The following is a 19,015-nucleotide window of genomic DNA, read 5'->3' as shown; positions in this document are numbered from 1 at the left end:
GAGGGTCTTTAGGGGGAAATAAAAAGGTGCAAACTCAAAATACCACTGAAAGATTAAACCATAAAATGATGCTGTTTTTGGCAGCAGTCATTGTAACACTTTCAACGTTCGCGATGAACTCTTCAGTTACATACGCACATCATGATGACAATCAGTTAATTAAAACGATTTTTCATGTTTATGTTGATGGGAAGAAGGTTGGAACGGTTCGTGAACAAAGTGTTGTTGATGAAGCCGTTGAACAATATCTTCAAGAGACAAAAGAGAAAAACGGCAACTATGCCTATACGATAAATGAATCTATTGAACTTAAGCCTGAAAAAATGTTCAGACCAGAGTTTGATAATGAAGCAGCAAGTGAAGCATTGAAAGAATCGCTTTCCGTTTCACTAGACGCTTACCGCATTGCTGTCGGGAGCCAGACGATTGCTTATGTATCCAGTGAAAAGGAAGCTCTTGATATTCTTTTGAAATTGAAGTTAGAGCATGTTTCAAAAGAGAACCTTGATGCTATAGAAAAGACTAAATCGGGAAATAAACAATCTGAAATGCCGCAACTGCAACCAGGTGAAAGTAAAGTAATAGATGTTGAATTTTCCACACCTATTGTTGTACGTAAATCACAAGTGGCTGCAAATGAATTGGTTTCTGTCGATGATGCGATTAAGCGTATAAAAGAAGGAACGCTCCGAAAAAAAGAACACATCATCCAAGAAGGTGAAACGGTTGAATCCATTACGGAAAAGTATCATCTAACATTGGATCAATTTTTCACGATGAACCCAAGACTGATCTTAACTTCCGTCATTCGTGAAGGTGAGCGAGTAATCGTTACTGAAAAGAAACCTTTTACCGAAGTCATTGTTTATGAGGCAACGCGTGCTCAACGTGAAATACCTTTTAAAACGGAGGAACAGGAAGACGGCAAATTAGAAAAAGGCGTTACCAAAACCCTTCAAAAAGGTGAAAATGGGCTAGAGGATATTACCTACACGCTTAGAAAAGCTGATGGGAAACTCGTTCAAAAGGACGTATTGAATCAAAAGCAAGTAAAAGCACCAGTAGATGAGATTTTAAAGATTGGAACGAAAGTCGTTCCTTCAAAAGGTACGGGCACTCTTTCATGGCCTGCTGTTGGGGGCTACATCTCTAGTCATAAAGGTACACGCTGGGGCAGAGAACATAAAGGGATGGACATTGCTCGTCCTTCCAATCGTTCTATTTTAGCTGCAGATAACGGTACAGTGGCATTTGCAGGCTGGGATGGGGATTATGGCAATAAGATCATCATCAACCACAATAACGGTATGAGAACCGTTTATGCGCATTTGAGCTCTATTTCTGTCTCTAAAGGAGCGGTTGTACAAAAAGGTTCAAAAATAGGTGTGATGGGATCGACTGGACAGTCCACCGGCATACATTTGCACTTTGAAGTATATAAAGATGGTGCATTGAAAGATCCAGAAGACTATCTGTAAAAAAGTATGCTACCTCCTAGGAAAAAGGTTCTTCCTGGGAGGTTTTTCTTATCTGAAAATAAAAGGTTTTCCCCGTATTATGGAGAAAGTTTCACATGTGATAAAATAATAGAGATACACTTCATTCAGACTAACTTATATACAAATTGATTCTGCTATACATTAAACATTGAAAATAGAGTTTCCGAAAAAGGAGAGCGTTCCCATGGATAAGAAAATTCTCGTTGTAGATGATGAAAAACCAATTGCAGATATTTTGCAGTTCAATTTAGAAAAAGAAGGCTTCACGGTTACTTGCGCCTATGACGGTATCAACGCGCTTGAAAAGGTTGAAAAAGAAAAACCAGATATGATTCTCCTTGATATCATGCTTCCGTTAAAAGACGGTATGGAAGTGTGCAGAGAAATCCGTAAAAAGTATGACATGCCAATCATCATGCTTACTGCTAAAGATTCGGAAATTGATAAAGTGCTAGGTTTGGAGCTAGGTGCAGACGACTATGTAACAAAGCCATTCAGCACTCGGGAATTGATTGCGCGCGTGAAAGCTAACCTTCGCCGTCATCAGCAGGAGTCTGAACGCGAGGTGGACGACAACAACGAAATTACAATTGGCTCCCTTACCATCCACCCTGACGCTTACATCGTGACGAAGCGCGGTGAAACGATCGAACTCACTCATCGGGAGTTTGAACTTCTTCACTATTTAGCGAAGCACATCGGACAAGTGATGACACGTGAGCACTTGCTGCAAACGGTTTGGGGATACGATTATTTTGGTGATGTTCGAACGGTAGACGTTACGGTTCGCCGATTACGGGAAAAAGTGGAAGATAATCCGAGTCATCCATTATGGATCATAACAAGACGCGGAGTGGGGTATTACCTAAGAAATCCTGATCAGGAGTAAATACATCATGGATAAAGTTAATTTTTTTAAATCAATACATGTGAAGTTTGTATTGATTTATGTTTTGCTCATATTAATCGCTATGCAGGTCATCAGTGTCTACTTTATTAATAACTTAGAGACGGATCTGCGGCAGAATTTTACGAAGTCCTTAAATGACCGTGTAAATTTATTAGAATTCAATATTGAGCAAAAAATGAAAGACGTCAAAAGCTACAAAGAAAAGAAAAGTGAAGAAGAAGGTAAATTAACGCTTGAAGAGGATATTCAAGCGTTAATTGACGAGGAGTTTGAAGAGAAAGAGGTTCAAGTTTTAAACAAAGAAGGTGTTGTTCTTGCAAGCAACAAACCTCGTTTAAAAGGACAGATCAGCTTCAATCCTAAAATTAAACTAGCGCTCGAGGGAACAGTAGATGACGAGATCATGCTAACTCCTGAAGGTGAACGAGTAATGGTTCTCGCAAAGCCGATACAGATCGATAGCAAAGGAGAAACGATAGGTGCTATTTATCTAGAAGCGTCTATCGAAGGAATTTTTAAACAGATTCAACGGATTAATAACATCCTAGTAACAGGTACTGTTATCGCCCTTATTATTACAGGACTTCTTGGTGTCTTTTTGGCACGTACGATCACGAGGCCAATGGCAGATATGAGAAAACAAGCTCTAGTCATGGCACGAGGAGATTTTTCTCGTCAAGTTCAACTCTATGGTGATGATGAGATTGGTCAGCTTGCTATGACGTTCAATAACCTGACTAAAAAACTTCAAGAAGCAACAGCCATTACAGAGAGTGAACGAAGAAAGCTACGCTCGGTCCTTACCTATATGACAGATGGTGTTATCGCTACTGATCGTGACGGAGCGATCATTTTGATGAATGACCGTGCGGAAGAAATGCTGAACATTTCTAGGCAAAATGCACTCGGCACATCTCTAATGGAGTTATTACGATTGAATACGAATTATACGTGGGAAGAGCTTTATAACGAGTATGAATCCATGCTTCTCGATTTTAGTACGGATGATCTTCATTATGTCGTTCGGGCAAACTTTTCAACGATTCAAAAAGATGATGGGCCAATCAATGGTCTTATTTGCGTATTGCATGACGTTACAGAACAAGAACAGATCGACAATGAACGACGCGAATTCGTTTTTAACGTATCTCATGAGTTACGAACACCGCTCACTACAATGAGAAGTTATCTGGAAGCACTTGCCGAAGGTGCATGGAAGGATGACAACATTGCACCGCGCTTTTTAGAAGTAACGCAAAATGAAACAGAGCGTATGATCAGGTTAGTAACCGATTTGCTCCAGCTTTCAAAAATGGACAGCAAGGATTATCGTTTTAATTTTAGAGAGATGGATCTCGTCCGCTTCTTAAATGATATTATTGATCGATTTGACATGCTTGAAAAAGAAAATATAGAACTGTCACGGTTATTGCCTGATCGGGTAATTCCTGTTCAGATCGATACGGATAAGATGACTCAAGTTCTTGATAATATAATCTCTAACGCCATGAAATACTCTCCTGAAGGTGGTACAATTACGTTCACTGTTGGTATTACCGGAAGAAAAGTAAAAGTGAGTATTTCTGATGAGGGTGTTGGAATTCCAAAAAACAATGTGTCGAAAATTTTTGATCGCTTTTTCCGTGTTGACCGAGCACGCTCACGAGATCTTGGAGGCACAGGGTTGGGATTAGCTATCGCCAAAGAAATTATATTGGCACATGGCGGGGATATCTGGGCAGAAAGTGAATGGGGACAGGGAACAACCATACTATTTACTCTTCCTTTGAAAAAAGTTAAGGAGGGGCAGCTGTGAACTGGTTAAAATGGATTACCAATACGAGAAAAGTGATTACTTTTTATCGGGAGAACTATGAATTAATCAAATCCGTCGTATTAACAGTGCTAATCGTCTTAAGTCTCTTCTTAACGTGGAGCTTATGGACATACAAACCAAGTCATCCTTTTTTACAAGAGACGAAAACCGTAAAGAAACAGGAAGTAGAAGATCAAGCCACGTTAAATAAAGTGGTCTATCCTACTCAAGTTATTTTTCATAAAGGCGATGAGCTTTATGGGGTAGAAGCTCATGAAATGATGAAACAAATTCATGATCAAATAAAAATTGCGGATTTTAATTTTGATCCGAATGTAAAGAACAATCAACTTTTTGATCCGAATGAAAAGATCATCAAAAACGAGGATTATATTGAGATCATCTACCCTGTAGGATTGACAAAAGAAATCTATAAAGAAGTATTTTCATTCGACGCAGAAATCAGTGCCAGTAAACCACAATACGTTGACAGATTGTTACTCTATCAAAGTAAGACACCAAACATTGTAGAAGGGTATTTGGTTTCTTACCAGACCAAAAAGATGCAAAAGATCAGGGTTGATAATTTTGCGCTTACTAGTGTAACCAAGGATATTGCTGAGAAAGTAGGACTTATTCCATATATCTCCTATGACATTGAAGAGCGGACAGAAGAAGGTGCAGCTCAAACCAAAAATCGGTTTTACTTTCCGAGAGATTCTATTAAATTAAATCGTTATCATTATATTTCAAGAGCTATAAACGAAGAAACGAAAGAGAAATACAAAAAAGCATTATTTAAAGATCAATTAGCCGTTAAAAGTGCTTCAACAGGTGTTAATGAGATTACCTTTACTGATGGCAATGCGGTGATGGTCATAAATGAACTGAAAAATCGTTTTACCTATACAAACTTTGCGGGCTTAAATAAGCGAAATTTCACTTCCAGTAATTCACCGCTTTTCCAGTCTATTGACTATATTAATACACATGCCGGTTGGGGTGGACCTTATATTTTATCTGAGCTTGCGGGTGATAGAGCGAGTTTTTGGCTGCAAGTAGCTTCTTTGCCTGTATTGGATCCAGATACTTTTATGAGCCTTTCCTGGGCTGAAAATGAATTGTATCAGTATGAGCGTTCAATGATTGATTTGGACTTTCGATCCACTTCAGAATTAATTGAGACGGTACCCTTAATTTCTGGAAAAGATGTTGTACGTGAATTGAAAGAGTCAGATTATAACGAGAATTACATTAAAGATGTACGAATCGGTCTTACGATGAAAAGACAAAGTGAGCCACATGTTTACGTTTTGGAACCACGGTGGTTTATTAACTATGAAAATAAGGGTTGGATACCATTATTTAAAAAAGACAGAGAGGAAGGATTTTAATTGGATTGGCAGAAAACAAAAAGCATCTTTATCCTTACCTTTCTTGTCTTAAATGTGTTTTTAGGTTACCAACTCTATCAAAAAAATGATATTAATAACATTGGCAGACTATCTGAACAGCCTTTAGAAGAAATTCTTCAGATCAATAAGATTTCATATTTAGATAAAATTCCTAAATACAAAGCAGATCAAACGTTCATTAGTGCTCAACGGTACAAGTTTACGGAAGAAGAAAAGAATTTAAAGTCCAAAGATATTTCTCTTAATAAGGAAAAAAGTACAGACATTACACTTAACTACACGCTCAAGAAACCGATGGATCTTCCAAAAAAAGATTCGAAAGACCTCATTACATCATTAACAACCTTTTTAGAAGAGAATGTTAGCCGAGGCAAAGAGTACACGTATTATCAGTGGGATAAAGAAAAGAACATTGTTTGGTTTAATCAGATTTATCTAAAAAAACCTATTATTTATAAAGCTAGCAATTTTGAAACACCAAAAGAAACATCAGTAGATTTTGAAGCCCCAAATGGAATGATAAAATTTCAGCTTGATGAAGATGGAAAATTGACGGGGTTTACCCAAACGTATTTGTTTATTTTACGTCAAGGCGCGTTTCAAGAAATCATCGCACCTGAAAAAGCATTAGGGCGGCTGTTGGATACAGCCCATCTAACGAAAGGTGATAACATTCAAAGCATTAAGCTGGGGTATTACAGCTTAGTTGATTTGGGTGATCTGCAAGTATATGCACCAACCTGGTTTATTGAAACAGAGGACGGACAGTATTTAGTTAATGCAACTGACAGTTCCATTCAAGTTTTATCAGAAGAGGAAAAGTAGAAAGGAACATGCGGTTATGAGTTTAAAATTCAGCGTTCTCGCCAGTGGAAGCTCGGGGAATGCCATCTATGTAGAAACAGAAAAAACACGTTTGCTCGTGGATGCTGGACTAAGTGCGAAGCAGATTCAGATTCTTTTTGAAAAAGCCGCTTGCGGAGAAGTGGGTGACATCGACGGTATATTAGTTACTCATGAACATAGCGATCATATAAAAGGACTGGGTGTCCTGGCACGAAAATTCAAACTTCCGATCTATGCAAACAAGAACACATGGAATGCAATGGATGGACTTATTGGTGAGGTAGCGACTGAACAAAAGTTTGAGTTTGAGATGGAGACAGTAAAAACGTTTCATGATCTTGAGGTGGAGTCATTCGGTGTCTCTCATGATGCGGCAGAACCCATGTTTTATGTGTTTCATCACAATGGAAGAAAGCTTGCTCTTATGACAGACACCGGTTATGTGAGTGATCGCATGAAAGGGATTATTCGCGACAGCCACTCTCTTGTTATTGAGTCCAACCATGATATCAATATGCTTATGATGGGAAGATACCCTTGGAACATTAAACGGCGTATTTTAGGTGATCATGGACATATCTCCAATGAGGATTGTGGCCATGCCCTTGCCGATGTAATCGGGGATGGAACAAAACATATATATCTAGCTCACCTCAGCAAAGACAATAACATGAAAGACATCGCTCGACTTGCCGTTGAACAAACGCTGCAAACGTATGATATTTCATCGGGAGACCAAGTGATCTTGCATGATACAGATGCTAGCCAGCCAACAAAACTCGCTGTTGTGTAAATAACTTACTCGTTTAAAGTGAGCCGTTTCAGGAAATAACAATAAGTGTGGGAAATTATGAAAAATAACCCAAAATGTCCATTTTTTAAGGACTTATTACTTATAATGGGTTATAAGATCGAACACATGATTTTGAAAGGAACGGTGATGGTTAAATGGGATATTACGATGACGATTATGAATCTTCATCTAAACAAAAGGGAAACCGCGGTGGAAAGTTTCTACCAGCTTTGCTAGGAGCCATTCTAGGCGGTTTGCTTGTGTTATTTACAGTGCCTGCTTTAGGGGGCAGCGGTTTGTTACCGGACAATCTTTATCCTTCAGATGGCCAAGAGAACGGATTAGGCGATGACGAAAACGCAATCGAAAGAACGATTGACGTGGATCTCACCACTAACGTCACAGATGCTGTTGATAAAGCGTCTGGAGCAGTAGTTGAAGTAATCAATATCCAGCAAACTGATTTCTGGAGCCAGCAGCCCGCTGGAACGGGATCAGGCGTTATCTATAAAAAACAAGGCAAGAAAGCATATGTCGTTACAAACGATCATGTAGTCGCAGATGCAAGTCAGATTGAGATCACATTAAGTAATGGTACTAAGTTAAAAGGAACACTGCGAGGAACAGATCCATTAATGGACTTAGCAGTGGTTGAGATTGATGGAAGCAAAGTAGAAGATGTTGCAGAATTCGGAACTTCTGGTGATTTAAAAAGAGGTGAACCTGCCATTGCGATTGGTAACCCACTAGGAAACTTTCCGGGATCGGTAACTCAAGGAATTGTTTCCAGTGCGGACCGCTCGATACCGGTAGATCTTGACCAAGATGGAAATCCAGATTGGCAAGCAGAAGTTATTCAGACAGACGCTGCGATTAACCCCGGAAATAGTGGTGGCGCACTTATAAATATCGCCGGTCAGGTAATCGGAATCAACTCTTCTAAAATTGCACAACAAGAGGTTGAAGGAATAGGTTTCGCAATTCCTTCAGATGTAGCAAAGCCGATCATTGAAGATCTAGAAAAATACGGTGAATTACGCAGACCGTTCTTAGGTGTAAATATCATCCCTCTTTCACAAGTGAACACGTATCATCGAGAACAGACGCTTAAAATCCCTAACAGCGTACAAGAAGGTGTCGTTGTCATGGAAATCACACCAGCCTCTCCTGCAGCACGAGCGGGGTTAAAGGAAATGGATGTAATCGTTGAAATGGATGGAGACAAGATTAAGGATCCAATCGCACTTCGTAAATTCCTTTACACGAAAACTAAAATTGGTGATGAAATCGAAGTTGTCTTTTATCGTGATGGTAAGAAACAAACGGTGAAAGTGGAGTTAAGCGGCGGTAAACAAACGTAAGTCTCTTTAAAATTAGCGAAGCAGGGGGAAAAATCCTCCTGTTTTTCTTTTTGAAGAAGTTTTCACATGTGGACAACTTTTTGCCTATCACTTATTTACAGAATTCGACGTTTCCGATAGTGTAAGAAAGTGAATAAGCAAGAATTGTGGATAAGTAAGGAGAGTAATAAAATGAAGATTATTTGTTGCAAAGAGCACGCTGAGCTTGCGATTGACATCATTGTGGACGAGTTTGAAACACCACCAGTAGTTGAGTTACTAACAGAGAATGACGAGTTATCAACAGCATGTGAATATTGTAAAGAACCAGGTATATATAAAGTATCGAACATATGAACGCCTACAATATATGGGCTTAAATGTGTATATGTGGATAAGTTCTGGGGATAACTTTTTTCGAAAGGAAGTTTTCAACACGTGAATATTATGATTGTGTCAGTCGGAAAATTAAAAGAAAAGTATTTGAAGCAGGGGATTGAGGAATATTTAAAAAGACTCGGACCTTACGCCAAGGTCGAAGTACTAGAAGTACCCGATGAAAAAGCACCTGAAACTTTAAGCGAACAAGAAATGATCATGGTGAAAGAGGCAGAAGGCAATCGTATCTTAGCCAAAATCGGACAAGATGTGCACGTTATCGCAATGGCCATTGAAGGAAAAGCAATTTCGTCTGAAGATCTTGCGGATAACTTAGATAAACTGGCAACCTACGGTAAGAGCAAAGTGGCATTCATAATAGGAGGCTCTCTAGGATTGAGTGATGCCGTCATGAAGAGGGCTAACGAGAAGATCTCGTTTGGAAAAATCACATATCCGCACCAGCTCATGAAGCTCGTGCTGGTAGAGCAGATTTACCGGGCTTTCCGGATCAATCGGAATGAACCGTATCATAAGTAGCAGTAAGACTGAGAAATAATAAAACAAAACCTCCAGGATCTTTTTCTGGAGGTTTTTGACTTGGCACAATCCCTAAAGATTGTTTACTTTTCACTAAATCGAAGAAGCAGCTTAATGAACTCCTTTGTCGCGTGTGAAACGTACTTTCCTTTCTTTTTAATAATTCCTAGCTGATAAGGAAGGGAAGGATTAACGATAGGGATTGCTTTAATATTCTTGTCTACCTTTTTGGCAATGGATTCTGGAAAAATAGAAACTCCTAAATTTTCTCCGATCATTCCGCTAATAAAATCCCACTGAGAGCTCTCATACGAAACCTTAGGATGAAAACCAGCTATATTGCACTCTTGAAGTATTCGGTCATGTAACGTGAAACCTTCTTTAAATAAGATAAACGATTCATCGTGCAGTTCCTTCATCTCAATATCTTTCCTATTTGCAAAAGGATGCGATGAATGGACAAATAACATCAGCTTCTCCGTTACAAACGAGATGACATCAAATTCCTCTTGATTCATCGGATATACGACTACCGCGAGATCAAGTAGACCATCATTTACTTCCTGTTGTACTTTGTTTGCTCCGCGCTCGATCATTTGAATCTGAATATCAGGATATAACGTCTTGAATTCTTTAATAATTTTAGGGAAAAATAAAAAACCGATTAATGGAGGTATTCCAATTTTGATTTTTCCTTTTTTTAAGTTCATTAAATCGTATAAGTTGGCTGAGAGATTATCGAGGGATTCTAAAATCATTTTACTTTGCTCGAATACGATTTCTCCAGCTTCTGTCAGTTCAATCTGTCTCGAAGATCGGTCAAGAAGCTCCATTTCTAATTCATCTTCTAGGTTTTTAACCATTTTACTAAGGGCGGGCTGAGATAAGTGCAGAACAGAAGAAGCTTTCGTAAAACTTTTGTATTTAGCCACTTCATTAAAATATGTTAACTGACGAATATCCATTTATATCTCCCATCTATACCTATAACTTTTAGGAATACTACTTATAGTTATAATTCATTTTACTTATTAATTGGATAAGAGTAAAATTTCCTTCGTGAAAACGGATTGATTTTTTTAATATAAAACTTAGCGAAGAGAAGTGACGTGGCAAGATGTAAGCGCACTCTTCTTATAGATTAAGGAGGAAAGAAATTGTTAAGTATCTTAATAGGTCTCGCACTACTTATGTTTTTTGCTTACCTTGGATGGTCTATCATTTGGGTTGCACCTATTGTTGCCGGTATTGTTGCCTTAATGAGCGGTTTAGACCTTATGGAGGCGTATACGAATACGTATATGACCGGTTTTGTGAATTTCGCAAAATCTTGGTTCCCGATCTTCTTATTAGGAGCAGTACTCGGAAAATTGATGGAAGATACGGGAGCTGCTAAATCGGTTGCCATCCAGTTCACAAAATTTATAGGTGAGAAACGGGCCATACTGGGTGTTTTAGTGGCCTCAGCCGTTCTAACTTACGGTGGAGTAAGTCTATTTGTTGTCGTATTCGCGATTTATCCGATTGCGCTCGCTTTATTTAAAAAAGCGGATATTTCAAGAAGGTTGATTGCACCAACGATCGTTTTAGGTGCATTCACATTCACGATGACAGCTGTACCAGGAACGCCTCAGATTCAAAACTTAATTCCAATGAATACGTTTAAAACGACCCCAATGGCGGGTACTTTTATCGGTATTGTGGCAACTTTAATCATGGCGGTAGGCGGATACGCTTGGCTGAAGTTCAGAGAGAAGAGAATGACGGCAGCAGGGGAAAAGTATACTGAGCCTGATAAAGCGAAAGAGGAAGAGTCAGAAGAAGAGGAGAATCTTCCAAACTGGATTCTTTCATTAACTCCATTGCTCGTTGTTGTTATTTTACTAAATTTCTTTAAAATAGCACCCATTCCATCCTTGCTAGCTGGAATTCTAGCGATCCTTCTTATCAGCTTAAAACAATACAAAACGTTTATTCCTTCAATGAACGAAGGAGCAAAAGGCTCGGTTATGGCGATTATTAATACGTCTGCAGCCGTTGGATTTGGAGCTGTCGTAACGAGCGTGCCTGACTTTGATCGTATCACAGATATGCTATTAGGAATTTCGAGCAATCCTCTCGTTTCTGAATCACTAGTGGTACAGCTTCTAGCAATGATTACGGGTTCTGCATCAGGCGGAATGGGAATTGCCTTGCAAGCCTTAGGCGGAACGTACTATGAATTGTCTCAAACATCCGGAATGAGCCCTGAAGCGTTTCACAGAATGGCATCCATTGCATCAGGTGCATCCATCCTCCCGCATAATGGGGCATTGCTGACTCTTCTTGCGGTAACCCAGTTGACACACAAAGAGACATATAAAGATGTATTTGTAGTTGCTTTAATTATCCCTACAATCGCTGTAATTGTCGGAATCATTATGGCAAGTATGGGAATTATTTAAAAACCTTAAGGAGTGAGTATTGTGGTAGAAAATAAAGTAGTCGTCATTACAGGTTCTGCAAGTGGTATCGGTTTTGAAATCGGAAAAACGTTCGCTGAAAATGGAAGCAAAGTGGTTTTAACTGACCTTAACGCCGAGGGAGTAAAAAAAGCAGCGGAAGAACTTAAAGGCCTTGGGCTTGAAGCAATCGGTCTAAAAGCTGATGTTACGAGTGAAGAAGACATCAAGAACATGATTGAAACAGCTCACAAAGAGTATGGCAGAGTAGATGTATTGATTAACAATGCAGGTCTGCAGCATGTATCACCGATTGAAGAGTTTCCTACTGATAAGTTCGAGTTGATGATTAAAATTATGCTAACTGCTCCGTTCATAGCAACAAAGCATGTTATGCCGATTATGAAAAAGCAAGGATTTGGACGTATTATCAATATTTCATCCATTAACGGATTAATTGGCTTTGCAGGTAAAGCAGCATACAATAGTGCAAAACATGGTGTTATTGGTCTCACAAAAGTTTCTGCACTAGAATCTGCAGCTGATGGTGTAACAGTTAATGCACTTTGTCCGGGCTATGTGGATACGCCACTCGTGCGAGGGCAGCTAGAGGATTTAGCTAAAACAAGAAATGTTTCTTTAGAAAAAGTTCTTGAAGAAGTTATTTATCCGTTAGTACCACAAAAACGTTTGATGGATGTAAGTGAGATCGCGGATTATGCGATGTTCTTATCAAGTGATAAAGCAAAGAGTGTAACCGGCCAAGCTGTTGTGATCGACGGCGGATATACAGCACAATAATGAAGCTTTTGTTAAACGAGTGTAGGGTTGAATCCTATGCTCGTTTTTCGTTTTCTGAGCATATTAGGGAGAAAGTTTTAAGCTGCTTTTATAGATTGTTTCACATGAAACATTGTAAAAAAGGAGAGAGATGGTTGGGTTTCCCTGACCATCTTTTGCGTACTAGTTTTGTTTTCCAACAGGTAAGTATCGTTTCACATTCAAATGATTTTTCACCTCTTTTAACTGGGCAACAATAATAATACTTATGATGACTAGCAAAAACCAAGAGCTTATTTTTCCTAGGTGAACAAGTGACCACGTTGTTTCCTGATTAGGATACTGCCAAGCACCAAAGAATGTACTAATATTCTCTGCAATCCAAATAAAGAATCCGATCAATAAAAATGATAGGATAATGGGCATTGTATATGTGTTTCTATTCACTTTGAAATAAACTGTGGTTCGATGGAAAAGGGGAAAAAGAAGAGCTATTAATATCCATCGCGCATCAAAGAGAAAATGATGTGTGAAAAAATTCAAATAGATGAGAATGGATATTCCATATGCATGAATGGAATTAGGCCATCCTGTAAACTGAAGGTTTAGTCTTCGCCAGCTTTGACAGATATAGCTTGCTACACTTGCATACATAAAACCGCTATAGAGCGGGACACCATAAAGTTTTGTGTAAGCTTCTTCAGGATAACTCCATGAGCCCATATGTACTTTAAACAGCTCTAAAGCTAGTCCAATGATATGAAACACACAAATCACTTTGAGTTCGTCCAAAGTCTCTAATTTAAATATGACCATGAAGACTTGCGTAAGCAGACAAATAAGAAGGATTAAATCATACCTGGGCAACAACGACAGAGTTATTACCTTCGACATAGCTAGAGATGCGAATATTATTACTGGAAAGATACACGACAACGCCTGTAGATATGTAAAGCGAATTAAATTTCTCAACTGGCAATCACCTTTTTTCATGTAATCTTGTTAGCTATAAGTAGTTCTGTGTCCATTTATCTTTTCCTTCCATTTGAATGAAGAGTAAGAAGAATGACCATATAAAAATGTGTGGAAATCTCAATAAAAATGAAATCTATCACCAGTGTAAGCCCTATCCAAATTCTTTATTTTTCATAGAATAACGTATGTTGGATAAAGGGGGTGATGAATTTGAGTAATTGCCCGCATTGTGGTTTGTTTCGGTATGATCTAAGTGGATGCATCTGTTCTGATCACGATCTTAATAAGGAATGGAGCAGGAGATTTTTAGATGAAATATTTAATAGTGAAAATAACTTCTTAAAAGCACCGAAGAAGATCAAGAGACAAAGAAACTAAAAAAACCAACTGATTTATAGGACAAGCTGCTTTTTATCTTAATATTGGATATGAAACAGGAGGATGACCGCATGAGTCATCCTCCTTTTAGTTTTACTTTATTTGTTACCTCCAAGAGAAGGCGGTGTAGTAAGCCTTCTAACATGGTTAGCTGGTGATGCTTTGGTGATTGTTGGTAAAATGTTATTTGCAGATCTTGAAGAAGATGAATGAAGATGTTTTTCAATAATAATACTGGATCCGATTTGTCCTTTTGTCTGAAATCCCCAACGCTTAAAAAGTGATAAAGCTTCTGGATTATCCTCATCTACCGTACCATATATCGTGCGTATTCCTTGTTTTATCATATGTTTTTCAAAGACTGGAAGAAAAGAGCTAGCAATCCCTTTTCCTTGGTGCTTAGCATCCAAAACAACATAATCTACATAAATCATATCACCCAATCTAAAGCGATAGCTAACAAACCCTATAATGTGATCCTTGCTATCACAAACAACAAGGACCTCATTAGCATGTCCTAGTATGGTTTGAACCGTTGAAGTACGCACGTTAAAATTACTTACTACCATTTCAACTAAAAAAGGATCGTCTTTACTAGGGATCCGATTTCGAATATACAATTTTATTCCCCCTTAAAACATTTGAAAGGGAGACAGTGAGTAAAATAATTAAATGATCATAATTTGTGAATATGATTCGCAATTACGATTTTAAAACGGTATCCATTATTAAATTTGTTTCCCCCTTATAGTCAGTATATGAGGGTTGTCCTCATTGGTTTGGATACAACCCTAATCTCAGTTAAAAAAGGCTAAGAATCGTGTTATGTAAAAATAATAAAACCGGGGTTTCCCCCGGTCTTATATAGATAAAACTACATTTTCAACATTATGCTGTACCGTTAGAATTTCCATTGCCGCCACCGTGTGAACGCATGATTCTTCTAACTTTTTTCTTCTTCTTTTTCTTAAAAGAGAAAGCACGACTCACTTCACGTAAACCATTTAAAAAGTCACTCACTATAGACACCCCCTTCTATATGAGAAACTGGAAAAGAGGATATTTTTCAATATCTTCTTTTCTACTTTATTTTACGCAAGCTTGTCTCTATTGCTTGGACAAATCATGTTTTTTTAAAAAATAGATGCATATCAAAGGACGTAACTAATAGCATTCGTGATTTTCGTTTATAATTAAATAATGGAAATATGGAATTAGGAATGAATTAAGGAGCATTTATAAATGGTTTACGAGAGAGAACAGCAAAAGCAAGTTTTTCGGGTAGTGGACTATATTGAAGATCATCTTGAAGAATCCTTGTCGCTTGAGAAGTTAGCACAAATTTCAACGTACTCCCCTTTTCATTTTCAGAGGATGTTCAAAGGAATGATTGGTGAAACTCCGGCTAACTATGTAAAACGGCTTCGTTTAGAGAAGGCGGCACACCTTTTGATATATGACCGGCAAACTTCAGTCACCCAAATTGCATTCATGTGTGGGTTTACTTCTTTATCTTATTTTACATACTCCTTTCAGGCTTATTTTAAGACCAGTCCTAAAAGCTGGAGAGAGGGAGCGTATTTAGAACGTTTTCCACGCGAATATGAAGATAGCAAGAAATCTAAACAAGTACGCAAAAAGTTGGAAGATTCAAATGAACAGAACCCCTATACTGAGTTTAGATGGCTGGATTTAGACAAGATAGAAATACGGGAGCTGCCGAGGAGTACAACTGTAAAAAATCAGAGAGTAGGTCCTTATACGAGTGGCGTTCCACTTGCTTGGGAGGAGATTTACCGCTGGTGTGAATCCAGAGAGTTGCTTGAACCGAACTCAACCTTTTTAGGAGTCCCTAGGAACAACCCATATATTACACCGCCAGAAAAAAGCCGTTACGAATGCCACGTAGTAATTCGTGAGGGTGATGAAGTACTGTATAAAGACGTAGAGACCTATTCTTTTATAGGTGGAAAACACGTGGTATATGAATTCGAGGAGCCCGTGGATTACAGTGAAAGAAGTATGCTGATTGAATGCTATTCAGAGCTGTACAGTATATGGTTGCCTAGAAGCGGATATAAATATTTGGACAACCCGGTAGAAATGATTCAAATAGATTCGAAAGCGAATACCTTATCGCTTCAATGTAATATTAGAGCGATTTCACTAGCCATTGAACCCAAATAATAGGAGGCAATAGTATGGAACTAAATGAATTGAATGTTTTTGCAATACTTGCAGGCGGTTTGATGTATATGATTTATGGAGGGATCTATTACTCGATTTTATTAGGAAAAAATAAGGATAATCAAGGCTCGGGTGCCTTCAAATATATATTTTCGGTGATTACTGCATTTATTAGTTCTTTTTTCGTAGCCTTGCTTGTTCAAACGTCAGGTTCTGCAACTCTTTTAACGGGGTTATCTGTGGGATTGATGATTGGATTCATCATAACACTAGTATATGCCAAGAATGCTTTGTTTGGCCTAATGACGAAAAGAGTATTTATGATTGCGATTGGGGATCATTTGGTCATCTTCACTTTACTTGGAGCGCTGCACGGTTTGTGGAATTAACTTTTTTATTAGTAGCCTTCATTTGTAAGGCTTTTTTTTATAACCCAAACAGGAGGGGCGTATGATAAACTGGTTTTATCATAATTTACCAAATTGTTAAAGGGTGTGTTGAAGTGGAGTGCGTAGGGTGTCAATTAGCAAATCATGAGGAGTCTGTTCATATCGTTTTTGAAGATGATGATGTTCGTTGTTTTTTAGATTATGATCCGTTTAATGAAGGTCACGTTTTAATAGTGCCTAAAAAACATGTTCATGATGCTGATGAACTTGATGAAAAGACTGCGGATGCCATTATGAAAGCCTCTATCCTTTTGTCAAAAGCAATAAAAAGATTGTTTAACCCTGATGGTATAACGATATGCCAAAACGGTGGCATTTTTAATGAATTAACTCATTATCATATGCACGTTGTTCCAAGGTACAAACATCAATCATTTGCCACTTTCTATTCAGATGAAGAAGTATGTATAGAAGATAAAGCTAATTTAAAGAAGACACAGAGGAAAATTAGAGAAGCCATAAATGAACTTGTAATCTCATAATGAGAGGGACTCCCGGTAAAGTGGAGTTCCTTTTTTTATAAAAAAACCGCTGACATAATGGAAAGTACCATTACATCAGCGGCTATGACAAGTCAGATTAACGAATGCCTTTCATGAACTCCTGAATCTTAGGAGAGATCACGAATAGGATAAGACTTAAAAGAATTGCAACTCCACCGATTGTACCGAAGTACATCATTTCTGTTTCTGCAGAGTAGAACTTAACAATCTGAGCGTTGATCGCTTGTGCAGCGGCACTTGATAAGAACCATAAGCTCATGGTTTGTGCAGAGAAAGCAGCTGGAGCAAGCTTCGTTGTTGCAGAAAGTCCAACTGGTGATAATAGCAACTCACCAAGTACAACGATAAAGTAACTAAGAACGAGCCACAACGGATTTACCAATGTGTTTTCTCCTCCAAAGTATGCAGGAAGGAGAATTACCATAAATGATATACCAGCAAAGAATAGACTAAGTGCAAATTTTTTCGGCACTGTAGGCTGACGATCACCAAGCTTCACCCACATCCAAGCGAATACAGGGGCTAACACGATAATAAATAATGGATTCAACGATTGGAACCAAGCTGGAGAAATCTCAAAACCAAAAAATTCTAAATCAGTACGCTTGTCCGCATAAGCAGCAAGAATGGTTGATCCTTGTTCTTGAATGGCCCAGAACATTACAGACGCAATAAACAATGGGATGTATGCCAAAATTCTTGAACGTTCTGTAGCTGTTGTTTTTGGACTGCGGTACATGACAATAAAATAAATAGTTGGAATGGTAATACCAAAAATACCAACAAGTGTGATGAATACATCAAGTGTAAAAATTCCAGCAGGGATTGTTGTTCCCAAAATAACGGCTAATCCAACTACTGTAATTCCAGCAATTAAGGAATACTTTTTCTTTTCAGCTGGAGAAAGCGGGTTAGGCACATAAGCACCTGCAAGGCCCAGGTTTTTCTTTTTTGTAACAGCAAAAACGATTAGACCTAATAACATACCCACTGCGGCAATACCAAAACCTAAGTGGAAGCTTGTTTTTGCAACTTGTCCTACAATTAACGGAGACAGGAAAGCACCTAAGTTAATACCCATATAGAAAATACTGAATCCTGCATCACGGCGATTATCTTCAGGAGCATACATATCCCCTACAACGCTTGATACGTTGGGCTTAAGCAACCCAGTACCGATAACGATAAAGACCATAGAAATAAACAACATGGTCAGATCGCCTGGCAATGATAAAACGATATGACCGATCATAATTAAGATCCCGCCATAGAATAATGCTCTAGATGTACCAAAAACTCTGTCTGCTAACCAACCACCGATAACTCCAGACATATATACTAGTGAACCATAAATGGACATGATTGCTAAAGCCGAGGTTTCATCAATCCCCAAACCACCTTTTGATACTTCATAATACATGTAATAAATTAGAATCGCTCTCATTCCATAATAAGAAAAGCGCTCCCAAAACTCAGTGAAGAAAAGAGTGAATAAACCTTTAGGATGTCCGAAGAACCCTTTTTGGGGTACACTATCCACAATTTTCTGTTTATTGATGTCTGACATTAGACAACCTCCTTTAGTTCTTTAAATATAATACTTTGAAATATTTATTATTGTCAAAAGTTTTTGGCTAATCTATTATTACAGGTTCTTTTTTATTCGTAAATGGAAATTACAACCTATATAGGTGAAATGACTTATGTTATAGGCGGAATATGTACTAAAAAAGAGTCACAAAAACAGTAGTAACGACGTATTTGA

The 19,015-nt window shown here is 38.3% G+C and carries 19 protein-coding genes; 14 read left to right on the top strand and 5 right to left on the bottom strand.

Annotated features, from left to right (window positions below):
- The first annotated feature begins 26 nt into the window (after nt 1-26).
- From KUV80_RS18840 to rlmH, 9 genes are all read left to right on the top strand, one after another.
- Nucleotides 27-1,478, top strand: coding sequence for a peptidoglycan DD-metalloendopeptidase family protein (locus KUV80_RS18840; protein ID WP_222463079.1), 1,452 nt, complete (start codon nt 27-29; stop codon nt 1,476-1,478).
- 205 nt (nt 1,479-1,683) lie between these two features.
- Nucleotides 1,684-2,388: a response regulator YycF gene (gene yycF, locus KUV80_RS12740; RefSeq protein WP_222463078.1), complete on the top strand. Its 705-nt coding sequence runs from the start codon at nt 1,684-1,686 to the stop codon at nt 2,386-2,388.
- 7 nt (nt 2,389-2,395) lie between these two features.
- Nucleotides 2,396-4,225 carry a cell wall metabolism sensor histidine kinase WalK gene (gene walK / locus KUV80_RS12735; RefSeq protein ID WP_222463077.1) on the top strand — a complete coding sequence of 610 codons (1,830 nt, stop codon included), beginning with the start codon at nt 2,396-2,398 and terminating at the stop codon, nt 4,223-4,225.
- Nucleotides 4,222-5,619 (top strand): YycH family regulatory protein, encoded by a 1,398-nt coding sequence (locus KUV80_RS12730; protein WP_222463076.1) that lies wholly within the window; start codon nt 4,222-4,224, stop codon nt 5,617-5,619. The genes walK and KUV80_RS12730 overlap by 4 nt, the downstream gene beginning before the upstream one ends.
- Nucleotides 5,620-6,465: a two-component system regulatory protein YycI gene (locus tag KUV80_RS12725; protein ID WP_222463075.1), complete on the top strand. Its 846-nt coding sequence runs from the start codon at nt 5,620-5,622 to the stop codon at nt 6,463-6,465. It abuts the gene before it with no gap.
- Nucleotides 6,466-6,481: 16 nt separating this feature from the next.
- Nucleotides 6,482-7,279, top strand: a complete 798-nt coding sequence (locus KUV80_RS12720; RefSeq protein ID WP_222463074.1) for an MBL fold metallo-hydrolase — start codon at nt 6,482-6,484, stop codon at nt 7,277-7,279.
- A gap of 155 nt (nt 7,280-7,434) precedes the next feature.
- Nucleotides 7,435-8,640 (top strand): S1C family serine protease, encoded by a 1,206-nt coding sequence (locus tag KUV80_RS12715; protein ID WP_222463073.1) that lies wholly within the window; start codon nt 7,435-7,437, stop codon nt 8,638-8,640.
- 171 nt (nt 8,641-8,811) lie between these two features.
- Nucleotides 8,812-8,976 carry a CxxH/CxxC protein gene (locus KUV80_RS12710; protein WP_222463072.1) on the top strand — a complete coding sequence of 55 codons (165 nt, stop codon included), beginning with the start codon at nt 8,812-8,814 and terminating at the stop codon, nt 8,974-8,976.
- Between the two features lie 81 nt (nt 8,977-9,057).
- The gene (gene rlmH, locus KUV80_RS12705; RefSeq protein ID WP_222463071.1) at nt 9,058-9,537 is read left to right on the top strand and encodes a 23S rRNA (pseudouridine(1915)-N(3))-methyltransferase RlmH; all 480 of its coding nucleotides are present in this window, start codon (nt 9,058-9,060) and stop codon (nt 9,535-9,537) included.
- Between the two features lie 83 nt (nt 9,538-9,620).
- On the opposite strand, the gene KUV80_RS12700 is transcribed toward rlmH, so the two are convergent.
- The gene (locus tag KUV80_RS12700; RefSeq protein ID WP_222463070.1) at nt 9,621-10,502 is read right to left on the bottom strand and encodes a LysR substrate-binding domain-containing protein; all 882 of its coding nucleotides are present in this window, start codon (nt 10,500-10,502) and stop codon (nt 9,621-9,623) included.
- 192 nt (nt 10,503-10,694) lie between these two features.
- On the opposite strand from KUV80_RS12700, the gene KUV80_RS12695 reads away from it, so the two are divergent.
- A complete protein-coding gene (locus tag KUV80_RS12695; RefSeq protein WP_222463069.1) occupies nt 10,695-11,981 on the top strand; it encodes a GntP family permease in 1,287 nt (428 codons plus the stop codon).
- 21 nt (nt 11,982-12,002) lie between these two features.
- The gene (locus tag KUV80_RS12690) at nt 12,003-12,779 is read left to right on the top strand and encodes a 3-hydroxybutyrate dehydrogenase (protein WP_222463068.1); all 777 of its coding nucleotides are present in this window, start codon (nt 12,003-12,005) and stop codon (nt 12,777-12,779) included.
- A gap of 162 nt (nt 12,780-12,941) precedes the next feature.
- Here the strand turns inward: KUV80_RS12690 and KUV80_RS12685 are convergent, their stop codons facing one another.
- The 3 genes from KUV80_RS12685 to KUV80_RS18770 all read right to left on the bottom strand — a co-directional run bounded on the left by KUV80_RS12685 (nt 12,942) and on the right by KUV80_RS18770 (nt 15,131).
- Nucleotides 12,942-13,751, bottom strand: a complete 810-nt coding sequence (locus KUV80_RS12685; RefSeq protein WP_222463067.1) for a DUF817 domain-containing protein — start codon at nt 13,749-13,751, stop codon at nt 12,942-12,944.
- A 458-nt stretch (nt 13,752-14,209) separates the two neighbouring features.
- Nucleotides 14,210-14,731 (bottom strand): GNAT family N-acetyltransferase, encoded by a 522-nt coding sequence (locus KUV80_RS12680; protein WP_222463066.1) that lies wholly within the window; start codon nt 14,729-14,731, stop codon nt 14,210-14,212.
- A gap of 268 nt (nt 14,732-14,999) precedes the next feature.
- On the bottom strand, nt 15,000-15,131 hold the full coding sequence (locus tag KUV80_RS18770) for a hypothetical protein (protein WP_276516651.1): 132 nt from the start codon (nt 15,129-15,131) through the stop codon (nt 15,000-15,002).
- Nucleotides 15,132-15,353: 222 nt separating this feature from the next.
- Here KUV80_RS18770 and KUV80_RS12675 point away from each other — a divergent pair, with 222 nt between their 5' ends.
- From KUV80_RS12675 to KUV80_RS12665, 3 genes are all read left to right on the top strand, one after another.
- On the top strand, nt 15,354-16,298 hold the full coding sequence (locus tag KUV80_RS12675; RefSeq protein ID WP_222463065.1) for an AraC family transcriptional regulator: 945 nt from the start codon (nt 15,354-15,356) through the stop codon (nt 16,296-16,298).
- A gap of 14 nt (nt 16,299-16,312) precedes the next feature.
- Nucleotides 16,313-16,687 (top strand): DUF1761 domain-containing protein, encoded by a 375-nt coding sequence (locus KUV80_RS12670; protein WP_222463064.1) that lies wholly within the window; start codon nt 16,313-16,315, stop codon nt 16,685-16,687.
- Nucleotides 16,688-16,800: 113 nt separating this feature from the next.
- Nucleotides 16,801-17,229 carry an HIT family protein gene (locus KUV80_RS12665; RefSeq protein WP_222463063.1) on the top strand — a complete coding sequence of 143 codons (429 nt, stop codon included), beginning with the start codon at nt 16,801-16,803 and terminating at the stop codon, nt 17,227-17,229.
- A 97-nt stretch (nt 17,230-17,326) separates the two neighbouring features.
- Here KUV80_RS12665 and KUV80_RS12660 read toward each other — a convergent pair whose 3' ends face one another.
- A complete protein-coding gene (locus tag KUV80_RS12660; protein ID WP_222463062.1) occupies nt 17,327-18,817 on the bottom strand; it encodes a peptide MFS transporter in 1,491 nt (496 codons plus the stop codon).
- Between the last annotated feature and the right edge of the window lie 198 nt (nt 18,818-19,015).

The organism is Fictibacillus nanhaiensis (assembly GCF_019801215.1).
GTDB classification, from domain to species: domain Bacteria; phylum Bacillota; class Bacilli; order Bacillales; family Fictibacillaceae; genus Fictibacillus; species Fictibacillus nanhaiensis_C.
Note: the sequence above shows the minus strand (reverse complement) of the source record. Positions and strands in the feature narration are given on the sequence as shown.